The organism is Arthrobacter halodurans (assembly GCF_041877255.1).
Classification (GTDB): Bacteria; Actinomycetota; Actinomycetes; order Actinomycetales; family Micrococcaceae; genus Arthrobacter_N; species Arthrobacter_N halodurans.
In genome coordinates, this window is sequence record NZ_JBHDLJ010000001.1 from 319,950 (window position 1) to 339,486 (window position 19,537).

Sequence of the window (19,537 nt, forward strand, 5' to 3'; positions counted from 1 at the left end):
CTAGACCATCGCCCCCTTCTTTTCCGGCTTGGCCGTTCCCATGCGGGCGCCCAGCTTCCGGAATCCGCTCCAGCGGGGCAGGATCAGCGCAAGCACCACGAGGACGGCCGAGACCAGCTTCATGTCGTTCGGCTGCAGGCCCGCCTCCAGCGCCAACTGGATGACGACGCGGTACAGGACCGATCCCAAAACCACCGCGAAGGTCGCGATGATCACGAGGCGCGCCCCGAAGATGGCCTGGCCGATGATCACCGAGGCGAGACCGGCCAGGATGATGCCGATGCCCATGCCGATGTCGGCGAAGCCCTGGTACTGCGCGATGAGCGCCCCGCAGGCGGCGACGAGCCCGTTGGACAACGACAGGCCGAGGATCTTCTGGTTGTCCGTGCTGACGCCGAAACTGCGGATCATTTCCTCGTTGTCGCCCGTGGCCTGCATGGCCAGGCCGACGTCCGTGTGCAGGAACCAGTCGAGGAGCACCTTGACCACCATGGCCAGGACGAAGAACGCCAGGATGCTGACGGCGCCACCCATGAGGCCGGCGTCGCGCAGCGGACTCATGAGGGTCTCCTCGCGCAACAGGGGCAGGTTGGCCTTGCCCATGATGCGCAGGTTGATGGAGTACAGGGCGATCATGGTCAGGATGCCGGCAAGCAGCCCGTTGATCTTTCCCTTGGTGTGCAACAGTCCGGTGACGACACCGGCGGCCATTCCGCCGAGGAAGGCGATGAGGGTCGCCAGGAGCGGCGGCATGCCGTTGATGATGCCGACCGCCGCGATGCCGGCGCCGGTGGTGAAGCTTCCGTCGACCGTGAGGTCGGGGAAGTCGAGGATGCGGAAGGTCAAGTAGACCCCCAGGGCCATGATCGCGTAGATCAGCCCGAGCTCAACCGCGGTAGTCATAGGGTGGGACCTTGGTTTCTCTCAGTTGCCGGTCCGGCGGTGGCCCTCTCGGGCTCCGCCGGACCAACGGGGATGTTGGCTACTCGGAGACGTGGTCTGCCTTGTCGGTGAAGCCGGCCGGCAGGGTCACGCCCATGCGCTCGGCGGCGGCCGGGTTGACGTAGAGCTCCAGCTCGGTGAGCGTCTCGACCGGCATGTTCTCCGGCGTCGCCTCGCCCTTGAGGATCTTCACGGCCATCTCGCCGGTCTGGTAGCCGAGCTTTTCGTAGTTGATGCCGTAGGTCGCCACCGCGCCGCGGTCGACCGAGTCGCCCTCGGCCGAGATCATCATGATCTTGTTCGTCTCGGCGACCTGGATCATGGATTCGAGGGCCGAAACCACGTTGTTGTCGGTCGGGACGTAGAACGCGTCGACGTCGAGCGACTGCGCGGCCTGCTGGACCTCGCCGGAGGTGCTGATCGCGGCCTCCTTGATCTCCAGGCCGAGTCCGGCCGCGGCTTCCTTGGCCCACTCGACCTGCACGGTCGAGTTGACCTCGCCCGAGGAGTAGACGATGCCGACGGACTTGGCGTCCGGGTCCAGTTCCTTGATCAGCGCGAGCTGCTGTTCGACCGGGTTGCGGTCCGAGGTGCCGGTCACGTTGCCGCCGGGGGCCTCGAGGCTGTCCACGAGGGAGGCGGACACGGGATCGGTGACGGCGGTGAACAACACGGGGACGTCGGCGATGGCCTGCGCGGCGGCCTGCGCCGTCGGGGTGGCGATCGCGAGCACCAGATCGAGGTCGTCGCTGGCGAACTTGCCGGCGATGGACGTCGCGGTGCCCTGGTCGCCCTGCGCGTTCTGCTCGTCGAAGGAGACCTTGTCTCCCGTGTAGCCGGCGTCGGCGAGGGCCTGCTTGAAACCCTTGGCCGAAGCGTCGAGGGAGGGGTGGGCCACGATCTGCGTGATGCCGATCCTGACGGCGTCCTCGGCCGATCCGGCGTCGCCGGTTTCGGCGCCACCGCCGCAGGCGGTGGCGAGGAGTGCGGTGGCCATCAGGCCCGCGGCCACCTTGGCCGACTGGAGGAGTTTCATGGATGGTTCCTTTCACAACATGCGGGTCAACGGCCGGGCGCGGTCGTCGTTGATGCGCGTCCCTCGGACCCGTGGTCCGGTGCGGGTGGATGAGGCGGTCGGTTTGACGGGTTCTCTGACGCACCGGCCTATCGATAGTACCTGTGAACCAACTCACAATGTCTACCGCGTTGCGTCTCACATGGACGCCTTGTAGGGCTACGTCGCCCATCGGAGACGATTGATGTGTCGCGGGGCACAATCGGCACAGTTCGTACAACGACGTCCTCGGCGCCGCGCCTTCCCTTCCCCGCGCGGGGCGGTGCGCGCGCGGCACTAGACTGGTGACCACCATGGCTGTGACGATCACCTACCCCGAGGCCCTTCCGGTCAGCGCGCGCCGCGACGACATCATGGCGGCCATCCGCGAGCACCAGGTGGTCGTCGTCGCCGGCGAGACCGGCTCGGGCAAGACCACGCAGCTGCCCAAGATGTTGCTCGAACTGGGCCTGGGCGACGGGGGGATGATCGGCCACACGCAACCGCGCCGCCTCGCCGCCCGCACCGTCGCCGAACGCATCGCGGAAGAGGTCGGAAGCGAGATCGGCCAGGAGATCGGCTTCCAGGTCCGCTTCACCGGCGAGGTCTCGCGCCAGACGCGGGTGAAGGTGATGACGGACGGCATCCTGCTGGCGGAAATCCAGCACGACAAGCTCCTGAAGCGCTACAACGCCATCATCATCGACGAGGCGCATGAGCGCAGCCTGAACATCGACTTCCTGCTCGGCTACCTGCGCCGCATCCTCCCCCGCCGCCCGGACCTGAAGATCGTCATCACGTCGGCGACGATCGATCCCCAGCGCTTCGCCCAGCACTTCGGCCGGGACACGGGACGCGTCGAGGACGGCGCTCCCGTCGTCGTGCCCGCCCCGATCATCGAGGTTTCGGGCAGGACCTTTCCCGTGGAGGTCCGCTACCGTCCGTTGAACCCGGCGGAGGGGCGCGATCCCGACGAGCTGGATCCCGAGCATGCCGCGGAAGAGGACCGGGATCCGCTGGACGCGGTGTGCGACGCCGTCGACGAGCTCGGGCTGGAGGCACCGGGCGACATCCTGGTCTTCTTCTCCGGCGAACGGGAGATCCGCGACGCCGCGGAGGCGCTGCGGGCCCGGGTCCAGACGAACAAGCGCCTGGCGGGGACGGAGATCCTTCCCCTGTTCGCCCGGCTGAGCCTCGCGGAGCAACACGCCGTCTTCCACCCGGGCAGCAAGCGCCGCATCGTGCTCGCGACGAACGTGGCCGAGACGTCCCTGACGGTCCCGGGCATCAAGTACGTCATCGACACCGGCACCGCGCGCATCTCGCGCTACTCGCACCGGACCAAGGTCCAGCGGCTCCCCATCGAGCGGGTGTCCCGCGCCAGCGCCAACCAGCGCTCCGGCCGCTGCGGCCGGGTCAGCGACGGAATCGCCATCCGGCTCTACTCGCAGGAGGACTACGAGTCGCGGCCCGAGTTCACCGATCCCGAGATCCTCCGCACGAATCTCGCCGCGGTCATCCTCCAGATGGCGGCCATGGGGGTCGTGCGCGCACCGAAGGACGTCGCCGACTTCCCGTTCGTCGAACCGCCGGACTCCAAGGCCGTGAACGACGGCGTCATGCTCCTGCGCGAGCTCGGGGCCGTGGGCGAGGGGCGCGACGCGGGGATCACGCCGATCGGCCGCCAGTTGGCGCAGCTCCCCGTCGATGTCCGCCTGGGCCGCATGATCGTCGAGGCCGGACGGCGCGGATGCGCGAAGGAAGTGATGATCCTGGCCGCGGCGCTCACCATCCAGGATCCGCGCGAGCGTCCTTCGCTGGAGACCGGCAAACGCGAGCGGGCCAACGAGCTGCACCGGCGGTTCGTGGACGGGAAGTCCGACTTCTCGGGCTACCTGAACCTCTGGCGCCATCTGCAGGAGCAGCAGAAGGAGCTCTCCTCGTCCGCGTTCCGCCGCCTGTGCCGCAACGAGTTCATCAACTACTTGCGGGTGCGCGAGTGGCAGGACCTGTTCGCGCAGCTCCGCCAGCTGGCCAAGCCGCTGGGCGTGACCCTGACATCCGGTCCGGTCGACCCGGCCGGGCTGGAGCGGGAGATCCACACGAGCCTGCTGGCCGGGCTGCTGAGCCACATCGGGGCCTACGACGAACGCAAGCGCGAGTACGCCGGCGCCCGCGGAACCCGGTTCGCGGTGTTCCCGGGGTCCGCCCTGTTCAAGAAGTCCCCCGAGTGGGTCATGGCGGCCGAGCTGGTGGAGACGAGCCGACTCTGGGCCAGGACCGCGGCTTCGTTCGACCCCCTGTGGGTCGAGGAGGTGGGCGGCCACCTGCTGAAAAGAACCTACTCGGAGCCGCACTGGTCCCGGCGCATGGGGTCCGTGATGGGGTACGAGAAGATCACCCTGTACGGGGTGCCGGTGGTTCCCCGCCGCCGCATCCAGTACGGACGCGTGGATCCGGAATTGAGCCGCGAACTCTTCATCCGCCACGCGCTTGTCGAAGGCGACTGGAAGACGCACCACAAGTTCTTCCACCGCAACCGCTCCCTGCTCGCGGACATCGAGGAGCTGGAGACCCGCATGCGGCGGCGTGACCTGCGGGCCTCCGACGAGGACCTCTTCGACTTCTACGACGCGCGGGTCGGCGCGGATGTCGTCTCCGAGCGCCACTTCGATCGCTGGTGGAAGCAGGCGCGCCAGACGGACGCCGCCCTGCTGGACTTCGACCCCGACGCCCTCCTGCAGGAAGGCGCGGAGCAGCTCGACGAGTCCGCCTACCCGCGCGCGTGGCGACACGGCACGCTCGATCTGGACCTGTCCTACGAGTTCAACCCCGGCGCGGCACCCGGGGAGTCCGATGGCGTGACGGTCAGGGTTCCGATCCTCTTCCTCAACCAGCTGGACCCCGACCGTTTCAAGTGGCAGATCCCCGGCTCGCGCACGGAACTGGTCACCGCACTCATCAAGTCCCTGCCCAAGCAGGTGCGCAAGAACTTCGTTCCCGCCCCCGATGTGGCCCGGCAGGCGGCCGAGGCGCTCCAGCGCGACTTCGACCCCTCCACCGACCAGCTCGAGGCCTCCCTCGAACTCGTGTTGCGCCGCCTGAAGGGACACGTGGTTCCGCCCGGGTCGTGGAACTGGTCCGCCGTCCCCGCCCACCTGCTGATGTCCTTTCAGGTCGTGGACTCAACGGCCCGCATCCTCGACGAGTCCAAGGACCTCGCGCTCCTGCAGCAGACGCTCGCCGCGGAAAACCGCCGGGCCCTCGCCGCCTCGCTGGGCGCCGGCGGCGCGGCCCTGGTCGCGGCCGGCCCCGCGATGGCCTCCCGTGCCGCCTCCCAGAAGGGCGCGGCCGGCAGCACCTCGGGACCTGCGGGGGGTTCCCCGGGTTCCACGAAGACCGCGGACCGCGACCGCGGCGGAGCCTCCGCGGCCCGCGGTGCCGCAGCGCCGTCGAGCCCGTGGGAACGCGACGGCCTGACCGACTGGACGCCCGACCTCGGACGGTCCGGCACGATCGAGCGCCAGGTCGTGACGGACATCCACGGACAGCGTGTCACCGCCTACCCGGCGCTGGTCGATCGCGGAACCTCCGCCGCCCTCACGGTTTTCCGCGACGAGGCCGAGCAACTCGCGGCGCACCGGTCCGGCGTCGTGCGCCTCCTGCTCCTGAAGGTCCCCTCCCCCGCGAGGTACGTGCTCGACCACCTGAACAACCAGGAGAAGCTCGTCTTCACGCAGAACCCCCACGGTTCGGTGGCGTCGCTGATCGAGGACTGCACCATGGCGGCCGTCGACAAGCTGGTGCCCGCCGACTTGCCGTTCACCCGCGGAGCGTTCGATGCCCTCTACGAATCGGTGCGCGCGGAACTCATCGACACGGTCTTCACCGTGACGGCCATCGTGGAGAAGGTCCTGTCCGCGGCCCGCCGCATCGAACGGCGCATCAAGTCGGCCTCGAGCCTGGCGCTCATGAACGCCTTGAGCGACATCCGCACCCAGCTGGATCAGCTGGTGTTCCCGGGATTCGTGGCGCGGACCGGCTATGCCCAGCTGGCCCAACTTCCCCGCTACCTGGGCGGAATCGAGAAGCGGCTGGACAAACTCGAGACGGGAAACGTCGCCCGCGACCATGTCGCCATGCTCGCCGTGCAGGCCCTCGAGGACGAGTACGACGCGGCGCTGGACGCGCTGGTGCCCGGCACCCGGACGCCCGCCGCGCTCGCGGGCATCAAGTGGATGCTGGAGGAGCTGCGCATCAGCATGTTCGCGCAGGAGCTGGGCACCGCGTACTCGGTCTCCGAAAAGCGCATCCGCACGGCGCTGCGGCAGGCGGCCGCGTAGGGGCCACGGCCCGGAACCGGCACACCCCAACGGCCCACGGTTCGGCGCCGACCGACACGGGAGAGGCGTGGGGCACCTAGGCGGAGGGGACGTTCCCCCCGAAGCCATCCTCCCGCAGCGCCGCCCGCAGCAGGTCCGCGTTCCGGTCCAGCCGCGAGGGGTCGGGATCCGACTCGGCCTGGGAAAGGTCGAAGTCCGCGAGGGAGTTCGTCGGCCAGACGTGCAGATGCAGGTGCGGCACCTCGAAACCGGCAACCATCAGCCCGGCGCGTTCCGCGCCGAAGGCACGCCGCTGCGCGTCGCCGATGACGCGCGCGACCTCGGTCAGGCGGGCCAGCAGGGCCGGCTCGGCCTCGGTCCAACGGTCGATCTCCTGGCGCGGCACCACCAGGGTGTGTCCGTCCGTCAGCGGCCCGATGGAGAGGAATGCCACCACCTCCGCGTCCTGCCAGACGAAGCGCCCCGGCAGCTCGCCGTCGATGATTTTCGTGAAGAGTGTGCTCATGACTGGTCCTCCGGTGTGTTTGCAAGGGTGGGTTCGCCCGGCCCGGACGCGCGCAGCGTGGCGTTGTCCAGGACGAACCGGTACTTCACGTCGCCGGCGACCATGCGGTCCCAGGCCTCGTTGAGGCTGTCGGCGTCGACGATTTCGACGTCGGAAACCACTCCGTGCTCGGCGCAGAAATCCAGCATCTCCTGCGTCTCGGGGATGCCGCCGATGATCGAACCGGTGTACCGGATCCGGCGGCGGAGCAGCAGCCGCGGATCGACCGGCGGCATCGGTTCGGCGGGCAGGCCGAGCTGCACCAGCGTGCCGTCCCTGCGCAACGCCGAGAAGTACGGTCCGAGCTCGTGGGGAGCGGCGACGGTGTCGAGGATCAGGTGCAGGCTTTCGGCCACCTCCCCCATCGCCGCCTCGTCGCGCGAGACGACCACGCGGTCCGCCCCCAGCCCGCGCGCCGCCCCGCGCTTGCCCTCGCTGGTGGTGAAGACCGTGACGGTCGCGCCCATGGCCTTCGCGATCTTCACGGCCATGTGCCCGAGGCCCCCCAGCCCGACGACGCCGACGGCGTCCCCGGGTGCAACCCCAAAATGGCGGAGCGGTGAGTACGTCGTGATCCCCGCGCAGAGCAGCGGCGCCGCCGCCGCCGGATCCAGGGACTCGGGCACCCGCAGCACGTAGCCCCGGTTGACCACGATCGTGGAGGAGTAGCCCCCCTGGGTGTATTCGCCCGTGCGCCGATCGGTTGCGCCGTAGGTCCCCACGGCGCCGTTCGCGCAGAACTGCTGCTCGCCGCCGCGGCAGGCATCGCAGTCGCGGCACGAGTCCACGAGGCAGCCGACGCCGATCCGGTCCCCCACGCGGAAGTCGCGCACGCCGTGTCCGACGGCGGCGACCCGGCCGACGATCTCGTGTCCGGGGACCAGCGGCAGCTGCCGCTGCCCCCACTCGCCGCGCGCGGCGTGGACGTCGGAGTGGCAAAGCCCGCAGTAGTCGATGTCGATGACGACGTCGTCCGGCAGCGCCGCGCGCCGCGGCACCTCGAGCGGCACCAGCGGCCCGCCGGGCTCGGCAACACCCCGGGCGACGGCGGAATGCCGCCCCGCCGGGGCGTCCCGCAGGCGGGCCAGTGCGGTGGGCGTGGGGGGAACGGGGCGTCCGGTCATGGTTCGAACTTACCGCCCCGTCCGGGCACCATGCCACCAGGTGCCGCTACTCCGCCATGGTCACGACCGTGATGGAGTTGGGCGGCAGGTCGAGCACGGCGCCCTCCTCCGCGTTCCGCGTCTCCCGGAGCGGCGGAATGTTCTTCGCGGGCCTGCCGTGGGCGTCCGGGCCGTCCTTCGGGTCCCAGACGTACTGGTCGCCCGAGTACTGCGCCACGTTCATCATGCCGGACATGACCTCGGGAACGCCGCCGTCGCTGCTGTCCAGGCGCACCGACGTCGTGGTCTTCGGGTCCTTGTTGAACAGCAAGACGGACAGGCGGGCATCCGGACGCCTCAGCCCGTAGGCGGTCACCGCCGGGTCGACCGTGCCGTCCGCGGTGGTCGCCGTCGTGGCGAGGACCTCGTGGCGCTCGCCACCGGGCTTCATCCACACGCTGTTCACCAGTCTGGCGCTGTGGAACGCGGCGATGGGGCGCGTTTCCCAGCCGTTGAAGTACTGGAAAAGCATGAGGTTGCCCCAGGTGTCGCAGGGTTTCCCCTCGTCCTCCTGGAACACCCAGTTGGGTTCGAGCCCGTAGAAATACGTGGTGTCGCCGCCGACCTCGAAGAACTTCGCCATGGTCTCCGCGTTGAAGATGGCCCCCGCCATCTCGACCTCCGGTTGTCCGGCGAACGCCGAATACCCCAGCTCGGTGATGACCTTCGGGATGTCCTCCGGCAGGCCGGCCTCCTCCTGCAGCTTCAGGATGTCCTCCAGCAGCTGCGGGTTCCGCTGCAGCGGTTCGGTGGTGTCGGCGCAGACGTCGTCGAAGGGGTACCACTCGAACGAGAAGAAGTCGAAGTCCTCCAGGCCGTCCCGCTCCCGCAGGTGGGACACGAACCGGCCCGTCCACGACTTGACGCCGTCCTCGTCCGGCCAGTGGATCCAGTCGGGGAGCGTTGTCTGATAGCCGGGGCCGCCCAGCTCGATGTCCGGGTCCACGTCGGTCAGGGCGTCGGCGACCTGCTGGTAGAGCGCGGCGTAGTGCTCGGGTTCGGTCAGTTGGCCGTCCGGTTCCTCCCCCATCTCGATCTGCTCCACCGGGAAGTCCCGGCTGCGGACGTACCGCAGCAGGGCCGCCGCGTCCTCCGGCACCCCGTAGAGCACCGGGACCGCGGCAAGCAGCGGCTTCCCGGACGTGAGCCCGCTCGCGAAGATGCGGTCCAGGCTGGCGTGCTCGTAGTCGCGGTCGATGTCCCGGGCGCGGTGCCACGGGTCGGTCGAGGACGTGTACATGACCGTCTGCCGCTTGGAGGCCGCGTGCACCACCTGGTCCTCGAAGACCCCGCCGGCCGTGCTGCCCAGCGAGACCTCGCGCACGGCGAACCCGAGCCGGTCGCGGATGTCCCGCGAACCGGACGGCCCGGTGGCCGAGCCGTCCGTCATCTGCACCCGCACGTACTGGACGTCGATCGGCTGCGGCGCCAGCTTGGCCGTCTGCTCGCCGCCGGTTCCCGAAAAGGACGACGTCGGGAAATCGACCCAGCGGCCGTCGTCTTCGACGGGGAACACCGCGCCGCCCTCGCCGACCCAGTACTGGACCTTGACCTTCTCCGCGTACGGCTCGCCCCAGGACAGCCGCAGCGTGTCGACCGGCACGGGTCCCTCGAGGAAGGCGAACATCATCCACTGCGGATCCACTGCGTCGCTCTCGCCCGTGAAGTGCGGATCGAGGTAGGGATTGGACTTCCAGAAGGAGGACGCGTCCCCGTCGGTCAGCCGCGAGTAGCCGTCGTTGTTCGCCTGGTCGATGGTGTTCCCGCGCCGCGGCAGGTCGTAGCCGTAGCTCACGCCGGGATCCCCGCTGGAGGTGGAGTCGGACACCCAGTAGCCCTGCCGGTCGCCCGGCTCGCTCCAGGTGCCCTCGGGATTCCAGTGCCACGCCTTGACGCCCAGCTCCGTGCGCAGGCGGAAGCTCAGCGGGCCGAAGCCGGCGGACTTCATCAGGTTCACGTTTTCCGGAGTCCAGACGATGTCGATCTCGCCCTTTTCGAGGCCGTCGATCCCGGCGCCGAGATCGTCGGTTCCGTCGAACTGGCCGACGGTCTGGGTCCGGTCGATGTTGACCACCACCTCGGCCGGCGGCGGTGGCACGGGACCCGTCGCGGCCAGCAGCGTCGCGGTGCCCGCGATCGCGGCCACGGCGATGACCGCCACCCCGCCGAGGGTCCGCCTGGTGCCGGCGCGCCAGCGCGACGGCCGTGCCGCCGGCTCCCCCGGCGGCGCGTCAAACGGCCAGCCAGGGGTCCTGTCACCGCCGCTCACCGCCGGATCCCCCGGCAGACGCCGTCGTGCCCGTCTTCGGCGGCCCACCCCCAGCGGGCCCACCCCATCCACATCTCGTTGGTCACGATCGTCCCCATATCGGCTCGCACCTTGCGTTCAGCTTGTCGCCCCGCCGCACGGAAGGCGCGACGGGCATGCAGGAGCCCCTCAAGTGACCCTCTGATTCGGGCTCAGCCTAGAGGAAGATCGGGCGGACCGGTAGGGATCGCGCGCCGGGTGACGCATGTCACGGCCGGTGTCCGGAATCCCGCTACGGCCGGGGTCCCGTGGCCGCCGGGCGGTCCGGGTCTGCGGACCACTGGGACCAGGATCCCGGGAAGAGCGCCGCGTCGATCCCGGCGACCGCGAGCGCGGCGACCTCGTGCGCGGCGGTGACCCCGGATCCGCAGTAAACCGCCACCGGGCCGCGCCCCGGGGCATCGCGGTCCGCCCCGTGCCGGGCGTCGTCCCCGAGGCCCATCGCACGGAACCTCGCGCGCAGCTCTTCCGCCGGAAGAAAACGGCCCTCCGCGTCGAGGTTTTCCGCGGTGGGCGCGCTCAGCGCGCCGGGGACGTGACCGGCCCGCGGGTCCACGGGTTCGCTCTCTCCGCGGTACCGCTCCCCGGCGCGGGCGTCCAGCAGCGTGCCCCTGCGCGGCCAGGCCGCGGCCTCGTCGATGCCGATGACGGGCATCCCGCCCCACCCGGCCGCCGCGGTTCCGGGCTCCGGCCGCCGATCGCCCGGCTCCAGCGGCAGCCCCGCGGCAACCCATGCCCCGAGTCCCCCGTCGAGCAGGCACGCGCCGTCGACGCCGGCGTGGCGCAGGAGCCACCAGGCCCGGGCCGCCGACATCGCACCCACGGCGTCGTAGGCGACGACCGTGTCGCCGTCGTCGATTCCCCAGCGGCGGACCGCTGCGGCGAACTCACGGTCCGGCGGCAGCGGATGCCGGCCGCCCGCGGTGGACCCGGGCGCCGCGAGCTCGGTCTCGAGATCCACGTAGACCGCGCCCGGAAGGTGGCCGGACAGGTAGCGGTCGCGTCCGTGGGAGTCCCCGAGGGCCCACCGCACATCGAGGAGGACCGTTCGGCGTCCCGCATCAAGTCTGTCGCGCAGTTCCTCCACGCTGATGAGTGTCCGCATGCGCACCATTGTGCACCGTCGCCGGACCCGCCCCCGGTAAGGTGGGCCCGTGGAGAACGAAACACATCCCGCTCCCCCGCCGCGGCCCGCGGGGAGGGCCTGGGTCGACGAGGCCGTCCGCGCCGTGGAGGCGGACAACGCCCGATCCGCCGACACCCACCTCCACCAGCTGCCGTTGCCGCCGCACTGGGGAGTCGAGCTGTACCTCAAGGACGAATCGACCCACCGCACCGGCAGCTTGAAGCATCGCCTGGCCCGTTCGCTCTTCCTGTACGGACTCGTCAACGGCTGGATCACGGAGGGAACCACCATCGTGGAGGCCTCCAGCGGCAGCACCGCCGTCTCCGAGGCGTACTACGCCAAGCTGCTGGGGTTGCCGTTCGTCGCCGTCATGGCCCGGACCACGAGCCCGGAGAAGGTCGCGCTCATCGAGCGCTTCGGCGGCCGCTGCCTGCTCGTGGCGGACCCGTCGTCGGTCTACGCCGAGGCCGAGCGCGTGGCGCGCGACACGGGCGGGCACTACATGGACCAGTTCACGCACGCCGAACGCGCCACGGACTGGCGGGGCAACAACAACATCGCCGAATCCATCTTCGGCCAGCTGGCCATGGAGCCCCATCCGGTGCCGGAGTGGATCGTCGTCGGCGCAGGCACGGGCGGCACCAGCGCGACGATCGGCCGGTTCGTCAGGTACCACCGCCTCGACAGCCGGCTCGCGGTCGCCGACCCGGAGGGCTCCGCCTTCCGGCCGGCATGGGAAGCCTGGCGCGACGGCGGCAACCCCGCCGCGGCGGTCGGGACGCCGAGCCGCATCGAAGGCATCGGGCGTCCGCGGCCCGAACCGAGCTTCATTCCGTCCGTCATCGACACCGTGCGCACGGTGCCGGACGGCGCGTCGGTCGCGGCGATGCGCCACCTGGCGTCGTGGGCGGGCCTGCGCGCGGGGCCGTCCACGGGCACGAACCTGTGGCTGGTGTGGCAACTCGTGGGCGAGATGGTCGCGCAGGGACGACGCGGGAGCGTCGTCACGCTCCTATGCGACGGCGGAGAGCGCTACGCGGCGTCCCACTACGACGCCGGCTGGCTGGCCGCCGCGGGCATCCGCACCGCGCCCTACGAAGGCGTGATCGAGCGTCTCCTCGCGACAGGGCGCTGGGAGGCGTAGCCCGGAGCGACGCCCCGGGCATCCGGGATGCCGCCGGGCCGCCCGGCCCCGGGCGGGTTAAACCTCGCGCGTTTCGCCCGAACCCCACCGCTGGTAGTCCGTCCCGTAGGCCGCACCGAAGAATCCCACGTGCTTCTCCGCCACGGAGATCCCCCGCTCGTTGAGCAGCGCGTCGTGGATCGGAAACGCGCGCCCGGCCCGCACCGACACCACGAAGTCGATGACCTCGGCGGTCTTGGACCACGGCGCATGGAGGGGAACCAGCAGGGTCCGGACCTCTGCCCCGTGCGGAACGACGAAGGAATCCCCGGGATGGTACACGTTGCCGTCGATGAGGTAGCCGACGTTGTCGACGATGCGCACACGCGGATGGATCAGCGCGTGTTGACCGCCGAAGGTCCGGATGTCGAAGCCGGCGACGCTGAGGGAGGACTCGGGCTCCACCGCGCGGATACGGTGGCCCGCGCCGCCGACCGCACCGTGGGACCGGAGCTGCCGGACCACGGAATCCGGGGCGTGCAGCTCCGCGGCCTCGGCCGCGTCGAGCCACGGCAGGACGCGGTCGGGATCGATGTGGTCGGCGTGCTCGTGGGTCACCAGGATGGCGTCGCAGCCGTCCAGAGCGGCCTCGACGTCGCTGAAGTTCCCGGGATCGATCACGAGCGAACGCCCGTCCTTCTCCAGGCGGACGCACGAGTGGCCGAACTTGGTGAGCATCATGACGCCACCCTACCGCCGTGGATCGTGCCGCGGGAGGCCCGCCCGATGACGCGGCGGAGCCTGGACGCACCGTCCGACGACGCGGCGGGCGGCCGCTGGTACGCTGAAGGGCACCGTTCTTGCCGGTCCGGAGGGCCGCCGGACCGCCCGCACACCCCAAGGAGCACCCAGAGCATGTCCAGCCCCGACGCCGAGAGGCGCGGCACCGAACAGCGCGTCACCAAGCAGCGGCTCGCCGTCGCCGCGGCGCTCCGCGAGCTCGACGACTTCGTCAGCGCGCAGGACCTCCACCGGGGGCTGCGGGACCGCGGGGACAAGGTCTCGCTGGCCACGGTGTACCGCATCCTCCAGTCCATGGCCGACGACGAGCTGGTCGACGTGCTGCGCGGCGCCGAGGGCGAGGCCGTGTACCGGCGCTGCCGCGCGGACCACCACCACCACCACCTCGTCTGCCGCGGGTGCGGCAAGACCGTTGAGGTCGAGGCGCCCGCCGTGGAGAGCTGGGCGGCGCGGGTGTCCGCGGAGCACGGCTACACGAATCCCACGCACACCGTCGAGATCTACGGGCTCTGCCCGGCCTGCTCGGCCCGGGGCTAGGCGGGGACCGCGGCCTGCGGGACGCTGCCCTTGGTGACCGCGCTCCGGCGCCAGGCGATGCCGCGGCACACGATGTAGATCAGGAACGAGATCGTCGTGACGTAGGGGCTGATCGGGAGCCGGCCGGCCAGCGCCAGCATGATCCCGCCCACGACGCTGACGACGGCGAAGAGGATGCTCAGGGCCACGGTCAGCGCCGGGCGCGAGCTGACGCGGACCGCGGCGGCGGCCGGCGTCACGAGCAGCGCGAGCACGAGCAGGGCGCCGACGATTTGGATCGACAGGGCGACGGCGAGCCCGAGGAGCAGCATGAATCCGACCGACAGCGCCCCTGCGGGCACGCCGCGGGCGGCGGCCACGGTCGGGTCGACGCTCACGAACGTCAGCGGGCGCCAGATCGCGATCAGGCCGGCCATCACGACGACGGCGCACACGGCGAGCAGTCCCAGCTGGACGTCGTCCACGGCGACGATCTGGCCGGTGAGCAGGCCGAACTTGTTGGCGCTGCGGCCCTCGTAGAGCGCCAGGAAGAGGATCCCGAGGCCCAGCCCGAAGGGCATCAGCACGCCGATGATTGAGTTGCGGTCCTTGGCGGAGGCCCCGAGGAGGCCAAGGATCAGCGCCGCCGCCACCGACCCGACCAGCGATCCGAAGACGACGTTGGCTCCGATCAGCAGCGCGAAGGCCGCCCCGGCGAAACTCAGCTCCGCGATGCCGTGCACCGCGAAGGCCATGTCGCGCATCATGACGAAGATCCCGACGAGGCCGCCCACGAGGCCGAGCAGTGCGCCGGCGATGATCGAATTGGTGACCAGCGGCAGCAGCTCGCCGTAGTTCTCGAAGGTGAAGGCGGTGCGCAGGAACTCGTTGAAGTCCACGGCTATCCCTTGTCCTCTCCGTGGTGGTGCGCCACGGCGTCGGGGATGCCGACGACGACGATCCTGCCGTTGCTGTTGAAGACCTCGATCGGGCTGCCGTAGAGCTCGGAAAGCACCTCGCCGGTCATGACCTCGCGCGGCGTCCCGATGTGGAAGCGGCCGCCCGCGAGGTAGAGCACGCGATCCACGTACTGCAGGATCGGGTTGATCTCGTGGGTCACGAAGACGACGGCGGCGTCCCGCTCCTCGGTCTGGCGGTGGATGAGCGCGGAGACGCCCTGCTGGTGGTGCATGTCCAGGGAGAGCAGCGGCTCGTCGCAGAGCAGCAGCCGCGGATCGTCGGCCAGCGCCTGAGCTGCACGGAGGCGCTGCTGCTCTCCGCCCGAGAGTGTCCCCACCGGTCGGTCCGCGTAGTCGCTCGCCCCGACCTTGTCGAGCAGCTGGTCGACCCGCGCGTCGACGGCCTTGCGGCCGAAGATCCGGGGACCCCAGCGATGCCCGTCGATGCCCAGTGCCACCAGGTCGCGACCGCGCAGGGGCGTGTCGGCGGGGAAAGACGTCTGCTGCGGGATGGTGCCGATGAGGCGGGACCCGCGCGTGGCCGGCCGGCCCGCGACCTCCACCGTGCCCTCGCTGAGCCCCTGCAGGCCCAGAAGCACCCGGAGCAGGGTGGTCTTCCCGGATCCGTTCGGCCCCAGGACCGCGAGGAACTCTCCGGGCGCGACGTCGAGGTCCAGCCCCTCCCACAACCGGCGCGGGCCGAACCGCAGTCCGGCGCCGCGCAGGCGCACCGCGGGTGCGGCCGCACGGCGCGCGGTGTCGGCGGCCGCCGCCGCGTCGGGCTGCTCGGCGTTGCCGGCGGCCCGGGCGGCGCGTCCGGGGGCCCGCCGCGCCAGGTCGGCGGGCAACGGGGGGTCAGCTGGCAAGTGCTGCCTCCAGGGCCGCGGTGTTGGACGTCATCCAGGACACGAAGTCTTCGCCCTCCGGCAGGGTCTCGGTGAATTCGACGACCGGGACACCCGCCCGTTCGGCGGCTTGCCGCACGGACTCGGTCTGCGGGCCGGCCGTCTGCGCGTTGTACGCGAGCACAGCATACTCCCCGTCCGCCAGCCCGTCTTGGATCTGCCTCAGGAGCAGCGGCGAGACGTCCCCACCCTCCTCGATGGCCTCGCTGAAGCCCTCGGGGGTCCCGTCACGGAGCCCCGCCTCCAGCAGAAGGTAGTAAGGCACGGGCTCCGTCATGGCGAAGGTCCGCCCGTCGGCGGACGCGGACAGTGTGGCGATCCGCTCCTCGACCGGGGCCAGCGAGGCGGCGAACTCCTCGGCGTTCGCGGTGAAGAGTTCTGCAGACTCGGGGCGCAGCGCGGTGAGTCGCTCGGACACCTCGGCGGCGAGCGCCTCGACGGTGTGCAGGTCGTACCACACGTGCTCGTTGGTGTCTCCGTGTCCGTGGCCGTCGTCGGAGGCCTCGGCCTCGCCGGCATGCGCGTCCTCGGCCTCGCCGGCGTGCGCCTCCTCGGCAAAGTCCACGGCGGTGACGAGCGATGCGGCGGGCAGGTCGAGGTCCTGGGCCAAAACGTCCATGAAGCCGTCGTAGCCTCCGCCGTTGCTCACCACGAGGTCAGCCTTCGACAGGAGGAGCTTGTCCTGCGCGGTGGCCTCGTAGGAGTGCGGATCCTGCGAGGTCTTGTCGATGATCGCGGAGACGTCCACCTGGTCGCCGCCCACGGACCTCACCACGTCCGCGTAGACGCTTGTGCTCGCGACCACCGCCAACCGGCCGTCGCCGGTCTCCGCGGCGGGTTCCCCCGGCGCACAGCCTGCAAGTGCCAGCGACGAGGCCAGGGCCACGGGAAGGAGACGGCGGAGCTGCATGGGGAGGCGACCTTTCAGGGACGGCCGGGGTCGGCGTGCGGAGTCTCCACTCTAACTCAAATGCGATTCATTTTCATTATGGCTCAAGCCGTTCTGCCGCCGAATGCCCTGGGTCTGCGTCGCATCGCGGATTTCGCCGACCAACTGCTCCAGCACGTCCTCGAGGAAGAGGATGCCGCGGGTGGCCCCAGCGGAGTCGTTGACGCGCGCGAGGTGGGAGCCCGTTCGTTGCATGACCGCCAGGGCGTCCTCGATCTCGTCGTCCGGCCGCAGGTTCGCCAGCGTGCGCAGCTTGGTGACCGGGATGGGCTCGTCGTACCGGGTCGGCGGGATGTTCATGACGTCCTTGAGGTGCAGGTAGCCCGACAGGTTCTCGTCTTCGTCCAGGATGACGAAACGGGAAAAGCCCGTGCGGCCGACGGCGCGCTCGAACTGCGCCGGCGTCGTGTTCGCCGGCAACGCGACCAGCTCGCCCAGGGGCACCATGATGCCCTCGGCCGTGTAGTCGGAGAACTCGAGCGCGCCGGAGAGCAACCCGTTCGCGTCCTCGACGAGTCCGCGCCTCGTTGATTCCTGGACGATCGACTGGACCTCCTCCAGCGTGAAGGAGGAGGTCACCTCGTCCTTGGCCTCGACGCCGAGCAGGTGAAGCGCGCGGTTGGCGATCCAGTTCAGCGAGGCGACGACGGGGTGAACGACCTTGGAGAGGAACAGCAGCGGCGGGGCGAGCACGAGGACGGCCTTGTCGGCGACGCTGACGGAGATGTTCTTGGGCACCATCTCGCCGAAGGTCACATGGAGGAACGTGACGATCAGCAGCGCCATGATGAACGCCGTGGTGTCGGCGATTCCGTGCGGGACCCCGATCGCCTCGAGCGGGGCCGCGAACAAGTGGTGGATGGCCGGCTCGGCGACATTGAGGATCAACAGCGAGCAGACCGTGATGCCCAGCTGGCAGACCGCGAGCATGAGCGAGACGTTCTCCATCGCCCGCAGCGCGGTCTGCGCGCTCTTGCGCCCGGCGTCTGCCAGGGGCTCGATCTGGCTGCGCCGCGCGGACATCACGGCGAACTCGGCGCCGACGAAGAAGGCGTTGCCGAGCAGCAACACCACCAGCCAGCCGATTCCGGCCCAGTCGCTCATCGTGCGTCCTCCGTGTGGTTGATGGCCGTCTCGGGGGCGGGGAGGAACCTGACCCGGTCCACCCTGCGCCCGTCCATGCGCTCGACCACGAGGGAGCCGGAACCGGTCTCCACCTCGTCGCCGATGGCGGGAATCCGGCCCAGTTCGCTCATGATGTAGCCGCCGACCGTCTCATAGGCCGCGTCGTCGGGGACCGTGAGACCGGGGACCTGGTCCCCCAACTCGTCGGGCCGCAGCAGACCCGGGAAGTACCAGATGCCGGAGGCGGACTGCAGGACCCCGGGCTTGGTGCGGTCGTGTTCGTCGCTGACCTCGCCGACGATCTCCTCCACGAGGTCCTCCAGCGTGACCATCCCGGCGGTCCCCCCGTATTCGTCCAGGACCATGGCGACCTGCAGGTTGGCCTCGCGCAGATCGGAGATGAGCGAGTTCAGGTGCACGGTCTCGGGGACCGAGATGATGTCGGTCATGATGTTCGCCGCGACCAGCCCGCCGCGCTTGCGCCGCGGGACGGCCACGGCCTTCTTCACGTGGCAGACGCCGAGGACGTCGTCGGCGGAGTCGCCGATCACCGGGAACCGGGAATACCCCGTGCGGCGCGCCGTTTCGATGACCTCGGTCAGCGGGTCGTCATGGCGGACCGTTTCCATGCGGATGCGCGGCGTCATCACGTCGGCGGCGGACCGCTCGGAGAAGCGCAGCGTGCGGGAGAGGAAGTTGGCGGTGTCGCGGTCCAAAGTTCCCATCTCCGCCGATCGGCGCACGAGCGAGGCCAGCTCCGCCGGGCTGCGCGCGCCGGAGATCTCCTCCTTGGCCTCGAGGCCCACCAGGTGCAGCACGCGGTTGGAGAAGCCGTTGAGCAGCACGATCGCGGGCTTGAACACCGCGGTGAAGACCAGCTGCGGACGGGCGACGGCCCGGCCGATCGCGAACGCCTTGGCAATCGCGAGGTTCTTCGGGATCAGTTCGCCGATGACCATGGAGAACAGGGTCGCCAGGACCATGGCGACGATCAGCGACGTCGGCGCCGCGGCGGCGCCGAGACCCGCCGACTCCAGAACGGGCGTCAGGAGCTTGCCGACCGAGGGCTCCATGACGTAGCCCGTGAGCAGCGTGGTCAGCGTGATGCCGAGCTGGCACGAAGACAGCTGGGTCGAGAGCGACTTGAGGCATCGCAACAGCGGGATTGCCGCCTTGTCGCCCGCCTCGATCGCTCGCTGCACCGTGGTCTGGTCGAGCGCCACGAGCGAGAACTCGACGGCCACGAAGAAGCCGGTGCCGAGGATCAGCAGCAGGCCGAAGAACAGGAAGAGCCATTCCACCTACGACGCCACCGCCCGGCGGGCCGGCCGGCCGGAGACGTGTCCACTCGGGGTGCGGCCCGGTCTGGAAGGCTCCGATGCGGCGTCGGGGGTCTGGGGGGAACAATGACGGGAAATGCCGGCCCGGCGCGAATTCGCGGCTGACCGGCACAGAGAGTGGCTGTCCATAAGGACCCCAGTCTACAGAAGTTCCGGTGTCCGCCGACAGGCGCGCGGGCCATCCCGCCGGGCGCGTTCCGGCGGGGTCGGCGGCGCATTTCGGCGCGTTCGCCTCGCCGGCCCCCCGCCCGCGTGTCATGCGGCGCGCAAGGCCGCGGTAGATTCGCAACGCCCGCGCGAAAGTCATTAGACTGGCGGTGGGCTTGGGACAGGATCGTC

General features: G+C 70.2%; 15 protein-coding genes. 3 read left to right on the plus strand and 12 right to left on the minus strand.

Annotated features, from left to right (window positions below):
* Positions 1-903 (minus strand): ABC transporter permease, encoded by a 903-nt coding sequence (locus tag ACETWP_RS01480; RefSeq protein WP_373970408.1) that lies wholly within the window; start codon positions 901-903, stop codon positions 1-3.
* Positions 904-982: 79 nt separating this feature from the next.
* The gene (locus ACETWP_RS01485) at positions 983-1,978 is read right to left on the minus strand and encodes an ABC transporter substrate-binding protein (RefSeq protein ID WP_373970409.1); all 996 of its coding nucleotides are present in this window, start codon (positions 1,976-1,978) and stop codon (positions 983-985) included.
* A gap of 332 nt (positions 1,979-2,310) precedes the next feature.
* Between ACETWP_RS01485 and hrpA the strand changes: the two genes are divergently transcribed.
* Positions 2,311-6,339, plus strand: coding sequence for an ATP-dependent RNA helicase HrpA (gene hrpA / locus ACETWP_RS01490; protein ID WP_373970577.1), 4,029 nt, complete (start codon positions 2,311-2,313; stop codon positions 6,337-6,339).
* Between the two features lie 76 nt (positions 6,340-6,415).
* Here the strand turns inward: hrpA and ACETWP_RS01495 are convergent, their stop codons facing one another.
* The 4 genes from ACETWP_RS01495 to ACETWP_RS01510 all read right to left on the minus strand — a co-directional run bounded on the left by ACETWP_RS01495 (position 6,416) and on the right by ACETWP_RS01510 (position 11,459).
* Positions 6,416-6,844, minus strand: a complete 429-nt coding sequence (locus tag ACETWP_RS01495) for an HIT family protein (RefSeq protein ID WP_373970410.1) — start codon at positions 6,842-6,844, stop codon at positions 6,416-6,418.
* Positions 6,841-8,007 carry an NAD(P)-dependent alcohol dehydrogenase gene (locus tag ACETWP_RS01500; RefSeq protein ID WP_373970411.1) on the minus strand — a complete coding sequence of 389 codons (1,167 nt, stop codon included), beginning with the start codon at positions 8,005-8,007 and terminating at the stop codon, positions 6,841-6,843. Before ACETWP_RS01500 ends, ACETWP_RS01495 begins: the two co-directional genes overlap by 4 nt.
* A gap of 46 nt (positions 8,008-8,053) precedes the next feature.
* A complete protein-coding gene (locus tag ACETWP_RS01505) occupies positions 8,054-10,207 on the minus strand; it encodes a hypothetical protein (RefSeq protein ID WP_373970412.1) in 2,154 nt (717 codons plus the stop codon).
* 379 nt (positions 10,208-10,586) lie between these two features.
* A complete protein-coding gene (locus ACETWP_RS01510; RefSeq protein WP_373970413.1) occupies positions 10,587-11,459 on the minus strand; it encodes a sulfurtransferase in 873 nt (290 codons plus the stop codon).
* Between the two features lie 49 nt (positions 11,460-11,508).
* Here ACETWP_RS01510 and ACETWP_RS01515 point away from each other — a divergent pair, with 49 nt between their 5' ends.
* Entirely contained in the window at positions 11,509-12,624 is a 1,116-nt protein-coding gene (locus tag ACETWP_RS01515) for a PLP-dependent cysteine synthase family protein (RefSeq protein WP_373970414.1), read from the plus strand.
* A gap of 57 nt (positions 12,625-12,681) precedes the next feature.
* Here the strand turns inward: ACETWP_RS01515 and ACETWP_RS01520 are convergent, their stop codons facing one another.
* On the minus strand, positions 12,682-13,344 hold the full coding sequence (locus ACETWP_RS01520; RefSeq protein ID WP_373970415.1) for an MBL fold metallo-hydrolase: 663 nt from the start codon (positions 13,342-13,344) through the stop codon (positions 12,682-12,684).
* 174 nt (positions 13,345-13,518) lie between these two features.
* Between ACETWP_RS01520 and ACETWP_RS01525 the strand changes: the two genes are divergently transcribed.
* Positions 13,519-13,941, plus strand: coding sequence for a Fur family transcriptional regulator (locus ACETWP_RS01525; RefSeq protein ID WP_373970416.1), 423 nt, complete (start codon positions 13,519-13,521; stop codon positions 13,939-13,941).
* Here ACETWP_RS01525 and ACETWP_RS01530 read toward each other — a convergent pair.
* The 5 genes from ACETWP_RS01530 to ACETWP_RS01550 all read right to left on the minus strand — a co-directional run bounded on the left by ACETWP_RS01530 (position 13,938) and on the right by ACETWP_RS01550 (position 19,159).
* Positions 13,938-14,819: a metal ABC transporter permease gene (locus ACETWP_RS01530; RefSeq protein ID WP_373970417.1), complete on the minus strand. Its 882-nt coding sequence runs from the start codon at positions 14,817-14,819 to the stop codon at positions 13,938-13,940. The two genes, ACETWP_RS01525 and ACETWP_RS01530, sit on opposite strands and share 4 nt — an antisense overlap.
* A 2-nt stretch (positions 14,820-14,821) precedes the next feature.
* Positions 14,822-15,610 (minus strand): metal ABC transporter ATP-binding protein, encoded by a 789-nt coding sequence (locus tag ACETWP_RS01535; protein WP_373970578.1) that lies wholly within the window; start codon positions 15,608-15,610, stop codon positions 14,822-14,824.
* 124 nt (positions 15,611-15,734) lie between these two features.
* Positions 15,735-16,694, minus strand: a complete 960-nt coding sequence (locus tag ACETWP_RS01540) for a metal ABC transporter solute-binding protein, Zn/Mn family (RefSeq protein WP_373970418.1) — start codon at positions 16,692-16,694, stop codon at positions 15,735-15,737.
* 51 nt (positions 16,695-16,745) lie between these two features.
* The gene (locus ACETWP_RS01545; protein ID WP_373970419.1) at positions 16,746-17,837 is read right to left on the minus strand and encodes a hemolysin family protein; all 1,092 of its coding nucleotides are present in this window, start codon (positions 17,835-17,837) and stop codon (positions 16,746-16,748) included.
* A complete protein-coding gene (locus tag ACETWP_RS01550) occupies positions 17,834-19,159 on the minus strand; it encodes a hemolysin family protein (protein ID WP_373970420.1) in 1,326 nt (441 codons plus the stop codon). Before ACETWP_RS01550 ends, ACETWP_RS01545 begins: the two co-directional genes overlap by 4 nt.
* Positions 19,160-19,537: the final 378 nt, after the last annotated feature.